Annotated in this window: 16 protein-coding genes and 1 pseudogene; 9 read left to right on the plus strand and 8 right to left on the minus strand. The window is 72.9% G+C overall.

Annotated features, from left to right (window positions below):
• The first annotated feature begins 68 nt into the window (after window positions 1-68).
• Window positions 69-395 carry an STAS domain-containing protein gene (locus tag GXW83_RS19445; protein ID WP_182444298.1) on the plus strand — a complete coding sequence of 109 codons (327 nt, stop codon included), beginning with the start codon at window positions 69-71 and terminating at the stop codon, window positions 393-395.
• A gap of 93 nt (window positions 396-488) precedes the next feature.
• On the opposite strand, the gene GXW83_RS19450 is transcribed toward GXW83_RS19445, so the two are convergent.
• Complete coding sequence (locus tag GXW83_RS19450; RefSeq protein WP_182444299.1) at window positions 489-2,615, minus strand: beta-galactosidase; 2,127 nt, start codon at window positions 2,613-2,615, stop codon at window positions 489-491.
• A gap of 92 nt (window positions 2,616-2,707) precedes the next feature.
• Entirely contained in the window at window positions 2,708-4,168 is a 1,461-nt protein-coding gene (locus tag GXW83_RS19455) for a GH1 family beta-glucosidase (protein ID WP_182444300.1), read from the minus strand.
• A 473-nt stretch (window positions 4,169-4,641) separates the two neighbouring features.
• Between GXW83_RS19455 and GXW83_RS19460 the strand changes: the two genes are divergently transcribed.
• The 6 genes from GXW83_RS19460 to GXW83_RS19485 all read left to right on the plus strand — a co-directional run bounded on the left by GXW83_RS19460 (window position 4,642) and on the right by GXW83_RS19485 (window position 11,729).
• Window positions 4,642-5,664, plus strand: a complete 1,023-nt coding sequence (locus GXW83_RS19460; protein WP_182444301.1) for a LacI family DNA-binding transcriptional regulator — start codon at window positions 4,642-4,644, stop codon at window positions 5,662-5,664.
• A gap of 188 nt (window positions 5,665-5,852) precedes the next feature.
• Window positions 5,853-7,526, plus strand: coding sequence for an ABC transporter substrate-binding protein (locus GXW83_RS19465; RefSeq protein WP_182444302.1), 1,674 nt, complete (start codon window positions 5,853-5,855; stop codon window positions 7,524-7,526).
• 95 nt (window positions 7,527-7,621) lie between these two features.
• The gene (locus tag GXW83_RS35380) at window positions 7,622-8,710 is read left to right on the plus strand and encodes an ABC transporter ATP-binding protein (RefSeq protein ID WP_182444303.1); all 1,089 of its coding nucleotides are present in this window, start codon (window positions 7,622-7,624) and stop codon (window positions 8,708-8,710) included.
• On the plus strand, window positions 8,707-9,687 hold the full coding sequence (locus tag GXW83_RS19475) for an ABC transporter permease (protein WP_182444304.1): 981 nt from the start codon (window positions 8,707-8,709) through the stop codon (window positions 9,685-9,687). Before GXW83_RS35380 ends, GXW83_RS19475 begins: the two co-directional genes overlap by 4 nt.
• A gap of 3 nt (window positions 9,688-9,690) precedes the next feature.
• Window positions 9,691-10,719, plus strand: coding sequence for an ABC transporter permease (locus tag GXW83_RS19480; RefSeq protein ID WP_182444305.1), 1,029 nt, complete (start codon window positions 9,691-9,693; stop codon window positions 10,717-10,719).
• Window positions 10,716-11,729, plus strand: a complete 1,014-nt coding sequence (locus tag GXW83_RS19485) for an ABC transporter ATP-binding protein (RefSeq protein WP_182444306.1) — start codon at window positions 10,716-10,718, stop codon at window positions 11,727-11,729. The genes GXW83_RS19480 and GXW83_RS19485 overlap by 4 nt, the downstream gene beginning before the upstream one ends.
• Before the next feature lie 101 nt (window positions 11,730-11,830).
• On the opposite strand, the gene GXW83_RS19490 is transcribed toward GXW83_RS19485, so the two are convergent.
• Window positions 11,831-12,244, minus strand: coding sequence for an organic hydroperoxide resistance protein (locus GXW83_RS19490; protein WP_182444307.1), 414 nt, complete (start codon window positions 12,242-12,244; stop codon window positions 11,831-11,833).
• Window positions 12,245-12,350: 106 nt separating this feature from the next.
• Here GXW83_RS19490 and GXW83_RS19495 point away from each other — a divergent pair, with 106 nt between their 5' ends.
• Both GXW83_RS19495 and GXW83_RS19500 read left to right on the plus strand, forming a co-directional pair.
• Window positions 12,351-12,863: a MarR family winged helix-turn-helix transcriptional regulator gene (locus tag GXW83_RS19495; RefSeq protein ID WP_182444308.1), complete on the plus strand. Its 513-nt coding sequence runs from the start codon at window positions 12,351-12,353 to the stop codon at window positions 12,861-12,863.
• Between the two features lie 63 nt (window positions 12,864-12,926).
• Window positions 12,927-13,157: a DUF5302 domain-containing protein gene (locus tag GXW83_RS19500; protein WP_182444309.1), complete on the plus strand. Its 231-nt coding sequence runs from the start codon at window positions 12,927-12,929 to the stop codon at window positions 13,155-13,157.
• 84 nt (window positions 13,158-13,241) lie between these two features.
• Here the strand turns inward: GXW83_RS19500 and paaE are convergent, their stop codons facing one another.
• From paaE to paaA, 5 genes and pseudogenes are all read right to left on the minus strand, one after another.
• On the minus strand, window positions 13,242-14,366 hold the full coding sequence (gene paaE, locus GXW83_RS19505; protein ID WP_182444310.1) for a 1,2-phenylacetyl-CoA epoxidase subunit PaaE: 1,125 nt from the start codon (window positions 14,364-14,366) through the stop codon (window positions 13,242-13,244).
• Window positions 14,366-14,811 (minus strand): annotated as a pseudogene (paaD, locus tag GXW83_RS19510) (1,2-phenylacetyl-CoA epoxidase subunit PaaD). The gene paaE and the pseudogene paaD overlap by 1 nt, the downstream one beginning before the upstream one ends.
• A 56-nt stretch (window positions 14,812-14,867) precedes the next feature.
• Entirely contained in the window at window positions 14,868-15,728 is an 861-nt protein-coding gene (gene paaC / locus GXW83_RS19515) for a 1,2-phenylacetyl-CoA epoxidase subunit PaaC (RefSeq protein WP_182447429.1), read from the minus strand.
• Window positions 15,729-15,762: 34 nt separating this feature from the next.
• A complete protein-coding gene (gene paaB, locus GXW83_RS19520; RefSeq protein ID WP_182444311.1) occupies window positions 15,763-16,053 on the minus strand; it encodes a 1,2-phenylacetyl-CoA epoxidase subunit PaaB in 291 nt (96 codons plus the stop codon).
• Window positions 16,050-17,069 (minus strand): 1,2-phenylacetyl-CoA epoxidase subunit PaaA, encoded by a 1,020-nt coding sequence (gene paaA / locus GXW83_RS19525; RefSeq protein ID WP_182444312.1) that lies wholly within the window; start codon window positions 17,067-17,069, stop codon window positions 16,050-16,052. The genes paaB and paaA overlap by 4 nt, the downstream gene beginning before the upstream one ends.
• Between the last annotated feature and the right edge of the window lie 97 nt (window positions 17,070-17,166).

Raw genomic sequence — 17,166 nt, forward strand, 5'->3', positions numbered from 1 at the left:
AGGAGTTGTGTTCGTCAGGGCCATGCTCAACTAGCTTGATGCCCCGCATAGTTGGGATAGGGGGCCTCGTGAGCGGTCTTTCACGGCTGACGGTGCTCGTCCTCGACGGACGAAGCACCGCTCAGATCCTGCTCGCCGGTGAACTCGACCAGGCCACAGCAGTGGACCTGGACACCGCCGTCAGTCTCGTTCTGGCCGATCCGCAGGTCCAGCACATCGAGGTGGACGTGGCGCTGGTCGAGTTCTGCGACACCGGCGGGCTGAGCGCGCTCATGGCGGCCGCCCTGCGCGCGGCCGACGAGCACGTCCTGCTGAACCTCGTCCAGATCCGCTTACCCCTGCAACGGGTGCTGGACGCCGCCAAGCTCGGCGGCCTGCTCTGCCCGCCGGACTGACCGGGGCGCAGGACGGCCCGGACGCCCCGGAACCGGCCGGTCCGGTCCGGGGCGTCCGGGCTGTGCCGACCGCCGCGCGGCGCGGACCGCCGGTCAGGCGGCCGGTGTGCGCAGCTCCCCGCCGATCCGGGCCAGGTCGCGGCCGTACTCGCCCTGGACCCGGACCCCGCCGACGGTGACCGCGGGAGTGACCGCCGAGCCGAGGAAGGCGTTGGCCCCGGTGACCAGGAAGTCGTCCAGCGCGCCGTCGACCAGGCGCAGCACGGCGGCCCCGCCACGCGCGCTGTCCACCGTCACCGCCAGGCCCCGGCCGTCGAAGGCCCCAGCCCCGGCGATCTCCACCCGGACCGGACCGTCGTGGTCGCTCTGCACCAGGACGGTCAGATAGCCGGTGCCGGAGGGCGCGGCGCGCCAGTAGGCGTCGGCGCTGCCGCCGACCACCCGCACCGCCGGGGCGTCATCGACCGCGCTGTCGGTTCCGGCGGCTGCGGGCCGGGCGGCGAGGGCGTCGGCCAGCAACGTGCAGGGCCGCAGCCGCTCGTCCACCCGCGGCACCGGGCCCAGCAGGTCGACCCGCAGCCCGGCCGCGATCTGCCCGGCCAGCAGCCGCTGTGTGTCGGCGTCCATGAAGGCGCCGCCGTGCAGCACCAGGTGCGGATGGCCGGCCAGCCGCTCGGGGGTGGCGCTCTCCAGGTCCACGATGCGGTAGTCCCGGCCCTCGGCGCGCATCCGCTCGTGGAAGGCCCGCAGCTCCCGACCGCAGACCGGCAGCGCTTCGGTCTCGGCACCGGGCGCGACAGGGGCGTCGGCCTCGGTCCAGGCGGCCACCGCCGCGTAGGGGGCGTACAGCCCCCAGCTCGGTCCGGTCGCGGGCGTCGCGCCGAGGAACTCCCCGCCGTGGGCGGCGAAGAAGTCCGCGAGCATCCGCACCGTCCCGGCCTTGCCGGTGGCGTTGCCGTGCTGGTCGATCGGCGGGCAGTCGGGGTAGGGCGGGGTGTGCTTGGCGTCCAGGTCGTCGCCCCAGCCGGAGGTGGCGACGCCGGTGTAGACGTTGAAGCCGGTGGCGCCGGCCGCGAGCGCCAGCAGGCTCTGGTGGAAGCTGGTGGCCCCGGCGGCGTAGGCCCGGTCGTACAGTTCGGAGAAGCCCCAGTTCTCCTCCAGGTTGGGACCGGGCGCGCGCTTGGCGGCGACCACGTAGCGGGCGTGCGAGCCGTGGTCGGTGGAGACCACGCCCATCCAGTTGGTGAAGCCGTAGCCGATGCCGTTCCAGCGCTCCGGGCGGACCCGGCTGAGCCAGGCGTCCAGCGCGTGCTCCTCCCCGGCGGGCGGGTTGAGGTTGACCACCACCGGGACGTCCGGCGCCAGCGCCCCGGTCCAGCTGTGGTAGGCCTCGGCGAGCAGGTCGGACTGGTAGCGGCCCCAGTCGGCGCAGGCCAGCTGCCGGCGCAGCTCCAGGCTGCCGCCGGGGTGCCGCTCGCGCGGCGGCCGGACGGCGCTCCAGTCGGCGTGGGCGGTGCCGTGGACGGCGTTGTAGCCGTCGAGGTCGCCGTAGCGCTCGCGCAGGCCGCTGCGGAAGAGGTCCAGTCCGGGGGCGCTGTAGTCGTACGCCCACAGCGGCAGCGCGCCGTCGGTGAACAGGCCCTCGTTGGCGATCTGGACCAGGACGACCGGGCCGTCCGGGCCGGTCGCGGGCTGCAGCACCTCCTTGCCGACCGCGCGCAGCCACTCGCCGACCCGGGTGGCGAAGTGCCCGCCCAGCGGCGCGGGCAGCGGCCAGCGGCCGACCTCGCCGTCGGCGTCCCGGTGCGCGCCGATCCAGTCGACGGTGTTGCCCCGGGCGTCCAACTGCGGTTCCACCTGCGGGTTGTGCAGCGGGCAGATCCAGTCGGGCAGCCCGCCGTAGTTGGTCTCGGCGTGGATGAACGGCCCGGGTTTGGCGATCACGCCCAGCCCCAGCTCCGCGCAGATCCGCAGGAAGCCGAGGACGTCGCGGTCGGCGCGGGTGGCGCCGGTGAAGTCCGGGGGCGTGTCCGGATCGGGCTGGTGGTGCCGCCAGGGGAGGTAGCTGCTGACGATCCGGATGCCGGTGGCGTCGCGCAGGGTCGTCAGCCGGTCGCGCCACACCGTCGGATCGTCCCGGTAGTAGGGGTAGTCGGCGGTGGCGAGCAGGCCGGGGACGCCGTCGGTGTGGAGTACGCCGTCACGCAGCTCGATACGCACAGGGGTTCCTCTCGGGAAGGGGCAGGGTGCCGGGGTGTGTCGGATGCGGGCGGTGACCGGGCCGCCGGGTGCCCGGGCGGTCCCGGCGGGGCTCAGCTCTCGGCGGTCCCGTCGGGGCCGTCCGCCCCCGCCGCGGGCGGGCCGGACCGCTCGCGCGCACTCCTGACGTGCTCGGCGAACCAGCGCCCGCTCTGCTTCACGGTGCGCCGCTGGGTCCGGTAGTCGACGTGGACGATGCCGAACCGCTTCTCGTAGCCGTAGCCCCACTCGAAGTTGTCCATCAGCGACCAGGCGAAGTAGCCGCGCACGTCGGCCCCGGCCGCGCGGGCCCGGGCCACGGCGGCGATGTGCTCGGCCAGGTAGGCGGTGCGGTCGTCGTCGCGGACGGCGCCGTCGGCATCGTCGGCGTCGTCGAAGGCCGCGCCGTTCTCGGTGACGTACAGCGGGATGCCCGGGTAGTCGCGGTCCAGCCGGACCAGGTGGTCGGCCAGGCCGTCCGGGACGATCTCCCAGTCCATGGCGGTGACCGGGTGCCCCTGCGGGACGGCCCGGGTGACCGGCCGGCCGTCCGGGGCCCGGCCGTCCTCGGCGACGCCGGAGACGTACTGGCTGGTGTAGTAGTTGACGCCGAGGAAGTCCAGCGGCTGGGCGATGGTCTCCAGGTCGCCGTCGCGCACCGGCAGGGCGAGGCCCTCGGCGGCGAGGGCCTCCAGGACGTCGGCCGGGTAGCGGCCGAGGACCAGCGGGTCGGTGTAGAGGCGGGTGCCGATGCCGTCGGCCCGGCGGGCGGCGGCCCGGTCGGCCTCGGTGGGCCGGGCCGGGATGGCGTGGGTGGTGTTCAGGGTGATGCCGACCTGCGGCGGCTCCGGCGCCCCGGCGGGGGCGCAGGCGCGCAGCCGCTGCGCGGCCAGGCCGTGCCCGAGCAGCAGGTGGTGGACGGCGGCCAGGGAGTCGGCGCGGTCCTGCCGGCCCGGGGCGTGCCGCCCGGTCTCGTAGCCGAGGACGGCCGAGCACCAGGGCTCGTTGAGCGTGGTCCACCAGTGCACCCGGTCGCCGAGCGCCCCCATGGCGATCTCGGCGTAGTCCGCGAAGCGGTGGGCGGTGTCCCGGGCGGGCCAGCCGCCGGCGTCCTCCAACTCCTGCGGCAGGTCCCAGTGGTAGAGCGTGACCCAGGGCAGGATGCCGTGGTCGAGCAGCCGGTCCACCAGCCGGTCGTAGAAGGCCAGGCCGCGGGCGTTGGCGGGGCCCCGGCCGCCGGGCTGGATCCGGGGCCAGGAGAGCGAGAAGCGGTAGGAGTCGACGCCGAGGCCGGCGATCAGGGCGACGTCCTCGGGCATCCGGTGGTAGTGGTCGCAGGCGGTGTCGCCGTTGTGGCCGCCGAACACCGCGCCCGGGACGCGGCTGAAGGTGTCCCAGATGGAGGCGGTGCGGCCGTCCTCGAAGGCGGCGCCCTCGATCTGGTAGGCGGAGGTGGCGACGCCCCACAGGAAGTCGGCGGGGCCCCGGCCGCCCGCCTGCTGCGGTGCGGCCGAGGGGTCGGTACGGGTGGTCATGCGGACTCCAGTCGACGCGGCCCCGGGCGCGCGGATTGCGGGCGGCCCGAGGTCCGGAGGTGCGAGAGAGCGCTCTCACAGATGGTTCGAGTGTTGCGGGAAATCCTCGCGGCCGTCAAGCACCCGGTACCGCAACCCGTTTGCATGCGAGACATGAAGCCGGGTCACAGCAGCGCAACATCCCTGACTTCGAGTCTTGACATCAAGAACGGCCGGGGCCAGGCTCCATCCAGCAGAGAGCGCTCTCTTGGACCACAAGCCTGCGTTAACTCTTTGTTGCCGGAACGTGATTGACGTGACGCAGATTACCCTGATTGACTCCGCGACGGAACCGGTTACGGAACCGGTTCCCCCGAGGACCGGCGGCCGTGCCTGCTTGACACGGCGCCACCTGCGCACACCGCACCAGCCACGCTCCGGCACCACCAGTCAAGGCACCACCAACCACACCGATTCCAACGACGGAGGCGGACGTGCCGATCACCATCGCGGATGTGGCCGCCCATGCCGGGGTGAGCAAGACCACGGTCTCGCGGGTCCTCAACGGCAAGGGCGAACTGAACGCGGCCACCGCCGCCCGGGTCCGGCAGGTCATCGAGGAGCTGGGCTACGTGCCCAGCGCGGGCGCGGTGGGCCTGGCCCGGGGCCGCACCCAGATCGTCGGCATGCTGGTCCCGTCCATGACCTGGCCCTGGATCGGCGAGGTCCTCCAGGGCGTGGTCGACGTGGTCGAGTCGGAGGGCTTCGGGCTGCTGCTGTTCACCTGCAACCGCGGGGAGCAGTCGCTGCGCCGCTTCGCCCAGCAGGTGTCGGCGAAGTCCTTCGACGGGCTGCTGGTGATCGAGCCCGAGGGCACCCTCGACTACATCACCGAACTGCACGCCGCCGGGCTCCCGGTGGTGCTCATCGACGACCGCGGCCACCAGCCGCTCTTCCCCTCGGTCGCCACCACCGACCGGGCCGGGGGCGCCTCGGCCGCCCGCCACCTGCTGGAACTCGGCAGGCGGCGACCGCTGGTGATCACCGGCCCGACCGGCTTCGGCTGCGTGCAGGAGCGCCTGGCCGGCTTCACCGAGGCCTGGGCGGAGTCGGGCCCGCCGCTGACGGCCGACCAGGTCGTCGCCGGCGACTTCACCTTCGAGGGCGGCCGGAGCGCGGTCCGGCGGCTGCTGGACCACGCCTCGGGCGCCGGCGGCGGCGTGCCCTTCGACGCCGTCTTCGCGCACAACGACCTGTCGGCGGCGGGGGCCCTGGCCGAACTGCGGGCGCACGGGCTGCGCGTGCCGCAGCAGGTGGCCGTCGTCGGCTTCGACGACGTCCCGCTCGCCGCGCAGTCGGACCCCGGGCTCACCACCGTGCACCAGCCCCTGCGGGAGATGGGCTCCGCGGCGGCGCGGCTGCTGCTGGCGCACTTCCGGGGCGAGCCGCTGCCGAGCACCCCGACCGTCCTGCCCACCAGCCTGGTCGTCCGGGGCTCCACCCGCCCCGGACGCTGACCGCACCACCACCGCACCACCGCCCCTCCCGGGCAGGAACGCCGAGCGCGCCCTGTCCTCCCCCGGCGCACCCTCGGACCGGCCGACCGCTCCACCGACCGGCGCTCCTCCCGTCCCACCCGCTCACGTCCCGACCCGCTCCACGTCCCGTTCGACCCTCCCGTGACACCTTCCTGAAGTGGGGAACCATGCGTGTGAACCGCACCATCGCCTCCGTGTTCGCGTGCAGCCTGGCGATAGCCGGACTGGCCGGTTGCAGCAGCTCCGGAAGCACCGGCAGCAGCGGCGGCGGCACCAAGGCCGCCGCGCTGACCATCGGCATGCCGGACGGGCCGATGACGGACAACAACAACCCGTACCTGGGCAGCTCCGCCGCCTCACAGCTCGGCTACCGCTACATGATCTACGAGCCGGTCGCCATGGTGAACCAGGCCGAGCCCGCCCAGGCCGCCAAGCCGTGGCTGGCGACGGCGTGGACCTGGGCCGACAACTACCACTCGATCACGCTGACCGCCCGCACCGGGGTGACCTTCTCCGACGGCACCCCGATGACCGCCGCGGACATCGCCTACTCGTTCCAGATCATGAAGCAGTACAGCGCGCTGAACACCTTCGCGCTGGACATCACCGGCGTCACCACCAGCGGCAACAACGTCACGGTCACCTTCGGCAGTTCGCAGTTCGTGCACCAGGACGACGTGCTCAGCACCTTCGTGGTGCCCAAGCACATCTGGTCGGCCATGAGCAACCCGACCACCGACACCGTGGCCAAGCCGGTCGGCACCGGCCCGTACACCATGACGTCGTTCACCCCGCAGACCACCACGCTGACCGTCCGCAAGAGCTACTGGCAGCCGCTGCCCAAGGTCCAGAAGCTGCTCTACACCTCGTACACCGCCAACGACGCCCAGACCACGGCGCTGGCCAGCGGCGCCACCCAGTGGAGCTACGTCTTCATCCCCAATGTGCAGGAGGTGTTCGAGGCCAAGGACCCGGCGCACTTCAAGATCTGGTTCCCGCCGACGCTCAGCGCCGACGGCCTGTGGATCAACACCACCGTCGCCCCCTTCAACAACGTGGCGCTGCGCAAGGCGATGTCGATGGTGATCGACCGCGGCGACATCTTCACCCAGGGCGAGTCGGGCTACTTCAAGCCCGAGATCACCAGCGTCACCGGGCTGCCGACACCGGCCGGGAACTCCTTCATCACCCCGCAGTTCCAGGGCCAGAACGCCTCGGTCAACGTCGCCGCCGCCAAGGCGGTGCTGACCGCCGCCGGGTTCACCTACTCCGGCAGCACGCTGAAGGCGCCCGACGGCAAGCCGGTCACCATCACCCTGACCGACCCGGCCGGCTGGTCCGACTACCAGACCGACCTGTCGATCATCTCCGACAACTTCGGCCAGCTGGGCATCACCACGACCATCGACAAGGCCGACCAGAACGCCTGGACGACGGCGTTCGCGGCCGGCAACTTCCAGGCGTCCATGCACTGGAGCAACGGCGGAGCCACCCCGTACGACATGTACGAGAACATCATGGACGGCGCCGACCTGCTGCCCGTCGGCAACGCCAAGGCGGTCGGCAACTACGGCCGCTTCAACGACCCGGCCGCCACCGCCGCGCTGAGCGCCTACGCCAACGCCGCCTCGGACAGCGCCCGCACCGCAGCGCTGAACACCCTGGAGCAGATCATGGTGAACCAGGTCCCCATGATCCCGACCTCGGCCGGCAACGTCGGCGCCGAGTACTCGACCCGCGACTGGACGGGCTGGCCGAGCGACGCCGACCCGTACGCCGGCATCCAGCCGACCACCGGCGGCGCGCTCGACGTGGTGCTGCACCTGACCCCCGCCAAGTAGGCCCAGCCCTCCCCGCGCCGGAGTCCCGGTCCGCCCGCCGGACCGGGGCCCCGGCGCACCAGATCCGCCACCGCCACACGATGGGATACCGGGAAATGACGTTGCCCGACACGTCGTCGCCACCGGCGCCGCCGAACACCGAAGTCGTCCTGGAGGCCGACGGCCTCACCAAGCACTTCGCGGTCCGCCGCAGCGGACGCCAGGCCATGACCAGAGCGCCGCGTGTCGTCCACGCCGTCGACGACGTCTCGCTGACCCTGCGCCGGGGGCGGGTCACCGCGCTGGTCGGCGAGTCCGGCTCCGGCAAGTCCACCGTAGCCCGGCTGCTGGCCCAGCTGTACCCGCGCACCGGCGGCGACATCCGGCTGCACGGCGAGTCGGTGACGGTACGCGGCGGGCGGCGCTTCCGGGCGTACAACCGCCGGGTGCAGATGATCTTCCAGGACCCCTTCGCCTCGCTCAACCCGGTGCACACCGTGCGCTACCACCTCACCCGGGCGCTGCGCATCCACGGCCACGGCGGCCGGGGCGCCGAGCAGTTGCAGGCCGCCCTGGTCGAGTTGCTGGGGCGGGTCCAACTCACGCCCGCGGAGCGCTATCTGGACAAGTTCCCGCACGAGCTGTCCGGCGGCCAGCGCCAGCGGGTGGCCATCGCCCGCGCCCTGGCGGCCGATCCGGAGGCGCTGCTCGCCGACGAGCCGGTCTCCATGCTGGACGTCTCCATCCGGCTGGGCGTGCTCAACCTGCTGCGCGACCTCAAGGAGCGGCTGCGGCTGGCCATCCTCTACATCACCCACGACATCGCCTCCGCCCGCTACTTCGCCGACGACACGCTGGTGATGTACGCGGGCCGGATGGTCGAGGGCGGCGACAGCGAGACCGTCACCCAGCGCCCGGCCCACCCGTACACCCAGCTGCTGATCGCCTCCGCGCCGGATCCGGACCGCATCCTGGGCTCCGCGTTCTCGCTGGACGCCGAGGAGACCGACAACGGCGAGCCGCCGAGCCTGATCAACCCCCCGGCGGGCTGCCGGTTCCATCCGCGCTGCCCGCACGCCATGGACGTCTGCCGCACCGAACTACCGCCCCGCTTCACCGTTCTGAGTGATCGCCAGCAACAGGACCCGGACGGCGACCACTGGGCCGCCTGCTGGCTGTTCGCGCCGGAAGGAGCGGCCCGGTGAAGTACTTCCTGCAGCGGCTCGCCTTCTACCTGTTCACCGCCTGGGCGGCGATCACCCTGAACTTCTTCGTCCCCCGGCTGATACCCGGCGACCCGGTGTCGGCGCTGATCAGCCGCAGCCAGGGGCAGATCAGCACCCAGGCGGTGAAGTCGCTCTACGTCCTGTTCGGGCTGAACAAGCACGAGAGCCTGATCAGCCAGTACGGCGACTACTGGTCCCAACTGGCCCACGGCGACCTGGGCATCTCCTTCTCCAACTTCCCCACTCCGGTGACCACCATCCTGGAGCAGAGCCTGCCGTGGACCATCGCCCTGGCCGGCTTCGCCACGGTGATCAGCTTCACCACCGGCACGCTGCTGGGCGTGCTGGCCGGGTGGCGGCGCGGCTCGCGGCTGGACTTCCTGCTGCCGGTCACCACCTTCGTCTCCTCCATCCCCGCGTTCTGGCTGGGCATCCTGGCGATCGCGGTGGTGCTGGCGGTCGGCTGGAGCATCCCGGTCTCGCAGGGCTACGACCCCGGGATCGTCCCGGGCTGGAACGCCCAGTTCATCGGCAACGCCGTCGACCACAGCTGGCTGCCGCTGGCGATGCTGGTGATCACCTCGATGAGCGGCTGGATCCTGAGCATGCGCAACATGATGGTGACCGTCGGCTCCGAGGACTACATCACCGTCGCCCACGCCAAGGGCCTCTCCGAGCGCCGGGTGATGTTCGGCTACGCGGCGCGCAACGCGCTGCTGCCCAACGTCTCCGGGCTGTCGCTGGCGCTGGGCCAGGTCATCGGCTCGACCATCCTGGTGGAGATCGTCTTCTCCTACCCCGGGGTGGGCTACGAGATGCTGCAGGCCGTCGGCGGGACGGACTACCCGCTGATGGAGGGCATCTTCCTGGTCATCACCCTGGCGGTGCTGCTGGCCAACCTGCTGGCGGACATCGCCTATCTGATCCTCGACCCGCGCACCCGCAAGGAGGGCTGAGCCATGGCCGCAGCGGCAACCGATGTCGGCGCGCTGGCTCCGCAGGAGCCCGCGACGCCGCTCCCCGGATCGAGAGCGCCCAAGCGGCGGCGCTTCCGGTTCCTCGCCAACGGCAAGGTGGCGACCGGCACCGCGCTCCTGGGCTTCTTCCTGGTGATCGCGGTGATCGGCTCGTGGATCGCCCCGTACGACCCCTCCGCGCGCAGCAGCGCGCTGCTCCAGGCACCCTCCGCCAAGCACTGGTTCGGCACCACCCACCTGGGCCAGGACCTGTTCAGCCAGGTGCTGGTCGGCACCCGCAGCGTGATGTACGTGGGGCTGTTGGCGGGCGTGGTGGCCAGTGTGCTGGCGGTGCTGATCGGGGTGACCTCCGGCTATCTGAGCGGGGTGGCGGCCGAGTCGCTGTCGGCGGTCTCCAATGTGTTCCTGGTGATCCCGGCGCTGCTGCTGATCATCATCATCACCTCCAGCGTCCCGGCCTCGGACAGCGGCGACACCCTGGTGGCGCTGGTCATCGGCTTCACCTCGTGGGCCTGGAACGCCCGGGTGCTGCGGGCGCAGACCCTGTCGCTGCGGCGCCGCGACTTCATCGAGGCGTCCCGCGCGACCGGCGAGTCGACCTGGCGGATCATCTTCTTCGAGCTGCTGCCCAACCTGAGCGCGGTCATCGTCTCCGGCTTCATCGGCACGGTGGTGTACGCGGTGATGACCGAGATCACCCTGGCCTTCATCGGCGTCCCCGGGATGTCGGCCTGGAACTGGGGCACCATCCTCTACTGGGCGCAGAGCGAGCAGGCGCTGGCGCAGGGCGCCTGGTGGTGGTTCGTGCCGGCAGGCCTGGCCATCGCCCTGCTGGGCACCTCGCTGGCGCTGGTCAACTTCGGCATCGACGAATTCGTCAATCCGCGCCTGCGCAACAACGGCACCGCCCCGCGCGGCCTGCGGGCCGCCGACGGCCGGCCGGTGCGGATGCGGGTCGGGTTCACCCCCGTGGTGGTCCGCACCGAGAAGAACGAGGAGAGCAGCCAGTGAGCAGCAGGCAGCCGGTTCTGGAGATCAGGAACCTCTGCGTGGACTACGGCCTGGGCGACCAGGCCGTGCGCGCGGTGCGGGACGTCAGTCTGACCCTGCACCGGGGCGAGGTGCTGGGGCTCGCCGGGGAGAGCGGCAGCGGCAAGTCGACGCTGGCGTACGGGCTGACCCGGCTGCTGCCGCCGCCCGGGGTGGTCAGCGGCGGCGAGGTGATCTACCACCCGCGCGAGGGCGAGCCGGTGGACGTGCTGAAGCTGTCGGACGCCGGGCTGCGGAAGTTCCGCTGGGCGGAGACCTCGATCGTCTTCCAGGGCGCGATGAACTCGCTGAACCCGGTGTTCAAGGTGTCCACGCAGCTGACGGACGTGCTAGCGGCGCACGAGCCGTCCATGGGCAAGGCCGAACGGCTGTCCCGGGCGCGGGAGTTGCTGACCCTGGTCGGCATCGCCCCGGACCGGATGGACAGTTACCCGCACCAGCTGTCGGGCGGCATGCGGCAGCGGGTGATGATCGGCATGGCGCTGGCGCTGGAGCCGCAGCTGGTCGTCATGGACGAGCCGACGACCGCGCTGGACGTGGTGATGCAACGTCAGATCCTGCGCCAGCTGGTGGGATTGCGGGAGCGGCTGGGCTTCTCGGTGCTGTTCATCACGCACGACCTGTCGCTGCTGGTGGAGTTCTCCGACCGGATTGCGATCATGTACGGCGGCCGGATCGTCGAGCAGGCCCCGGCCGACCGGCTGTACCGGGATCCGCTGCACCCCTACAGTGACGGCCTGCTGCACGCCTTTCCGCCGCTGCGCGGGGAGCGCCGGGAGCTGACCGGCATCCCCGGATCGCCGCCCGACCTGCGCTCGATGCCCTCGGGCTGCGCCTTCCATCCGCGCTGCCCCAAGGCGTTCGACCCGTGCCGGGAGACCCTGCCCCGGCTGGGCGCGCCGGCCGACCTGCCGGATCCGGCGCAGGCCCGGGACCGCAGCGTGGCCTGCTGGCTGCACCCGACGGCCTGACGCGGCCCCGGCTTGTGAACGGCCGCGGCCCCGCCGGGTTGGTCCGGCGGGGCCGCGGTCGAGAACGGGGGCGGAACAGGGCGCCGGGGCGCCGGGGTTGGTTACTCCACGACCAGTTCGACCGGGATGTTGCCGCGGGTGGCGTTGGAGTAGGGGCAGACCTGGTGCGCCTTCTCGACCAGCTCGCGGCCGGTCTCGCCCTGCAGGGCGTCCGGCAGCTCGACCCGCAGCACCACGGCCAGGCCGAAGCCGCCCTCGCCGTTGCTGCCGATGCTGACCTCGGCGGTGACCGACGCCTCGCTGGTGTCGATCTTGGCCTGGCGGCCGATCAGGCCGAGCGCGCTGGCGAAGCAGGCGGCGTAGCCGGCGGCGAAGAGCTGCTCGGGGTTGGTGCCCTTGCCGTCGCCGCCGAGGGCCGGGGGCATCGCCAGGGTCAGGTCGAGCTGACCGTCGGAGCTGACGGCGCGGCCGTCGCGTCCGCTGGCGGTGGCTGCGGCGGTGTAGATCGCGTCCATGGTGGTGCCCTTCTCTCGCTGCGGTCGGGTGCTCCCGGCCCGGGTGCACCACCCACATTAGCATCGCACAACTCAGTTGTGCACAACTCAATAGTATCCTGGAACCATGACGATCACCGCCGGCCCGGAAGACCTGCTCAGGCTCGAGCACCAGGTCTGCTTCACGCTGAACAGCGCCTCCCGCGCCTTCGGCGGCGTCTACCGCGAGGCGCTGCGGGAGCTGGACCTCACCTACCCGCAGTACCTGGTGATGCTGACGCTCTGGGAACACGGCGAACTGCCGGTCAAGCGCATCGGAGAGCTGCTGCGGCTGGACTCGGGGACGCTCTCCCCGCTGCTCAAGCGGCTGGAGGCGGCCGGCAGGGTGCGGCGCGCCCGCAGCGCCGAGGACGAGCGCTCGGTCGTCGTCCACCTCACCGCCGCCGGGGACGCCATGCGCGCGCAGGCCCGGCAGGTGCCGCGCCGGATCGCGGCGGCCACCGGGCTCGACCCGGCCGAGCTGCGGGTGCTCCAGGGCATGCTGCTGCGCCTGACCGAACACCTGGACGCCGGTGCCGAGGTGCTGCGGGAGCAGGGCGGCGGCGCCGACCCGGACGGGCCGGACGGCACCGGGGAATGATCAAACGGGGCGCCCCGTCCCGTGACAGACTGAGGCTGCAATCGTCCGACACAGGAGGTCCCCATGGCCGATGACGCAGCCGACGCCGCGACCGACAACGCTGCGGCACCCGCGGCCCCCGAGCACCAGAGCCCCGAGGACGACGTGAAGCGCAAGTTCCGCGAGGCCCTGGCCCGCAAGCGCGGTCCGCAGCCCGACTCCGCCGGCCTCGGCGGCGGCGCGGACCAGTCCAAGGTGCACGGCACCCACGGCAAGTCGGGCGGGCAGCGGGACTTCCGCCGCAAGAGCGGCTGACCGCTCCGCCCGCCCGGCGGCGCCACCGCCGCCCGCGGCCGGCCGCCGTCGACCGGCCGCGCGCCGGCCCTCCCCGGTCCGGCGTCAGCTGTCGAAGTCGACGGCGGCCTGCTCCGAGAGCACCTCCGCCTGGCAGGTGAGCACGTACCCCGCCGCGATCTCGGCCTTCTCCAGCGCGTAGTTGCGGCGCATCCGCACCTCACCGTCGACCAGCAGTGCCCGGCAGGTGCCGCAGACGCCGCCCTTGCAGGCGAACGGCAGGTCCGGGCGGACCTGCTGCGCCCCCTCCAGCACCGTGGTGCCCTGCGGCAGCGCCAGCGCGGTCTCCCGGCCGTCCAGACGGACCGTCAACCGGGAGGAGGGCCCGGTCGGTACCGCATCCGGGTGGCGCAGCGTCGGCGGCCCGGCCGCCTCGTCCTCCTCCGCGTAGAACAGCTCCCGGTGCACCCGCTCCTCGGGCACCCCGGCGGCGCGCAGCGCCTCGCGCGCGTCCTCGACCATGCCCAGCGGCCCGCACAGCCACCAGCCGTCGACGTCTTCGACGTCCACCATCGCGCCGACCAGCGCGGCCAGCCGCTCCCGGTCCAGCCGGCCGCTGAACAGCTCCGCCTCGCGCGGCTCCCGGGAGAGCACGTGGACCAGCTGGAACCGGTCCAGGTACTGGTCCTTGAGGTCGGCCAGGGCGTCGGCGAACATGACCGTGTCACTGCGCCGGTTGCCGTAGAACAGGGTGACCCGGGACTGCGGGTCGGCCAGCGCCGAGGCGGCGATCGACAGCACCGGGGTGATCCCCGAACCGGCCGCGACCAGCGCGTGGTGGGCCGGGCGGCTCAGATCGGGGGTGAAGGTCCCCAGCGGCGGCAGGGCCTCGACGGTGTCGCCGACCCGCAGCCCGTCCAGCAGCCAGGTGGAGAACAGCCCGCCCGGCACCTCGCGGACGCCGATCCGCAGCGGGCCGCCGACCGGCGCGCAGAGCGAGTACGAGCGCCGCTCGTCGCGCCCGTCCACCTCGCGGCGCAGGGTGAGCGACTGCCCGGCCCGGAAGGCGAACTCCTCCGCCAGCCCGTCGGGCACGGCGAAGGTCACGGCGGCGGCGTCCGCGCACAGCCGCTCGACGGCGGCGACGCGCAGGGTGTGCCAGCGCGGCGCGGGGCGGCGCGGGGCCACCGCCGGTGCGGCTGCCGAGGGGGGCGGGGTCGGGCCGGGCATCAGTGCTCCTTGACCTGTTCGAAGGGTTCCCGGCAGGACCGGCAGCGCCGCAGCGCCTTGCAGGCCGTCGCCGAGAAACGGCTGGTCTCCTCGGTGTCCGGCGAGCCGCAGTGCGGGCAGCGGACGACGGCCCGGGTGGGCGTCAGCGTCAGCGGCACCGGGCCGCCGGGCGCGCGCCGGGCGGCCGGGCCGGGCGGGGCGATGCCCCCGGCCGCGAGCTTGGCCCGCCCCTCGGGGTGATCCAGTCGCTGCTCCACGGCGGGTCCAGCACCGTCCGGATGTCCACCCGGATGAAGCCCACCGCCCGCAGCGCGGCGTCCACGTCGGCGCGCATCTCGGCCAGCGCCGGGCAGCCGCTGTAGGTGGGCGCCAGGCTGGCCGTGACCAGCCCGTCCGGCCCGAGCGTGACCTCGCGCAGCACGCCGAGATCGGCCAGGGTCAGCATCGGCAGCTCCGGGTCGACGACCTGGGCGGCCGTCTCCCGGGCGAGTTCCAGCAGGCTCACCACGTCGCCTCCGGATCGGCCCGGGCCACCGACTGCAGCTCGGCCAGGAGCGGCGCCAGGTGCGGGGTGTGCTCCCCCGCCCGGCCCCGGCCGGGCAGCGGGGTCGGCAGCGCGGCGGCGGACGGCTCCGGCAGCGTGGCGGCGTCCAGGACCTGACGCAGCGTCTGCTCGACGTCGGCGCTCACCGCCGGGTCCGCGCCGTCCAGCAGCTCCGGCAGGTACGGCCAGACCTCGTCCAGGGCGCTGAGCATCCGGCGGCGCGACTCCTCGGTGCCGTCGCCCAGCCGCAGCGTCCACTGGGCGGCGTGGTCGCGGTGGTAGGCCAGCTCGCTGACGCCCTTGGCGGCGACGGCCGCGAGCACCGGGTCCGGGTGCGCGGCCAGCGCCTGGAACGCGGCCAGCCGCCAGCTGGAGAACACCAGCAGTCGGACCACGCAGTGCGCGAAGTCGCCGTTCGGCAGCTCGGCCAGCAGCACGTTGCGGAACTCCTGCGGCCCGCGGAAGTAGGCGAGGTCGTCCTCGCTGCGCGGCGCGCCCCCGGCCGCGGCCTCGGCCTGACCGGCGCGGGAGAGCAGCAGCCGGGCCTGGCCGAGCAGGTCCAGGCCGATGTTGGCCAGGGCGACCTCCTCCTCCAGCTCCGGCGCGCGGGTGACCCACTCGGCCAGCCGCTGGGCGGCGACCAGCGCGTCGTCGCCGAGCCCGAGGCACAGGACGGCCAGGGCGGCGGCGTCCAGCCCGGCCGGCAGGGCGGTGTCGACGCCGTGCAGCGGGTCCTCGAAGCCGGTGCCGAAGGCCCAGCGGGAGTCGCCCTCGGGGGACGCCTCGGCGAGGGAGAGGTAGACGTGGTCGTCGGTCATGGCCGCCTGCTGGTGGGGGTGGGGGGCGTGGTCGTCAGATGTGCGGGACATCGTCGGGGATCGCGTAGAAGGTGGGGTGGCGGTAGACCTTGTCGCCGCTGGGCTCGAAGAACGGGTCCTGCTCGTCCGGGGTGGAGGCGGTGATCGCGTCCGAGCGGACGACCCAGATGCTGACGCCCTCGTTGCGGCGGGTGTAGAGGTCCCGGGCGTTGGTGAGCGCCATCCGGTCGTCGGGGGCGTGCAGCGAACCGACGTGCACATGGTTCAGGCCGCGCTTGCCGCGCACGAACACCTCGTAGAGCGGCCACTGGGAGCGGGCGGTCATGCGGGTACACCCTTCGTCTGCTGGTCGGTGGGTACGACGTCGGTCGGTACGGCGTGCGCCGATGCGGCGGCGCCGTGCCGGGCGGCGTGGGCCGCGGCGGCGTCGCGGACCCAGGCGCCGTCCTCGTGGGCCTGGCGGCGGCGCTCGACCCGGGCCGCGTTGCAGGGGCCGTCGCCGCGGATGACCCGCTGCAGCTCGGTCCAGTCGGGGGTGCCGAAGTCCCAGCTCTCGCGCTGCTCGTTCCAGGCCAGCGCGGGGTCGGGCAGCGTGACGCCGAGCCGCTCGGCCTGCGGGACGGTCATGTCGACAAATCGCTGCCGCAGCTCGTCGTTGCTGTGCCGCTTGATCCGCCAGGCCATCGAGCGGGCGCTGTTGGGCGAGTCGTCGTCGGGCGGCCCGAACATCATCAGCGAGGGCCACCACCAGCGGTCGACCGCGTCCTGGACCTGGGCGCGCTGCTTGGCGCTGCCGCGCGCCATGGTCAGCAGCAGCTCGTAGCCCTGCCGCTGGTGGAAGGACTCCTCCTTGCAGATGCGCACCATGGCCCGCGCGTACGGCCCGTACGAGCTGCGGCACAGCGGCACCTGGTTGCAGATGGCCGCGCCGTCCACGAACCAGCCGATCACGCCGACGTCGGCGAAGCTCAGCGTCGGGTAGTTGAAGATCGAGGAGTACTTCTGCCGTCCGCTGACCAGTCGCTCGGTGAGGTCGGCCCGGTCCGCGCCCAGGGTCTCGGCGGCCGAGTAGAGGTAGAGGCCGTGCCCGGCCTCGTCCTGCACCTTGGCGAAGAGGATGGCCTTGCGGCGCAGCGAGGGCGCGCGGGTGATCCACTCCCCCTCCGGCTGCATGCCGATGATCTCGGAGTGGGCGTGCTGGGCGATCTGCCGGACCAGGGTGGCCCGGTACCCCTCGGGCATCCAGTCGCGGGGCTCGATGCGCTGGTCGCGGGCGAGGGTGTCGTCAAAACGGGCCTCCGCCGCGGTCTGCGGATCGGCTCCGGCGTCAGGTACGGGCATACGCGTCACTCCCCTGGGCAGGCTGTCGCCATCCACACTACCGAACGGTCGGTCGGTTCTCAATGTCCGCCGAAAGCGCGTCCGTGTCGTTGCCGTC

This window comes from Streptacidiphilus sp. PB12-B1b (assembly GCF_014084125.1).
In the GTDB taxonomy this organism is placed as follows: domain Bacteria; phylum Actinomycetota; class Actinomycetes; order Streptomycetales; family Streptomycetaceae; genus Streptacidiphilus.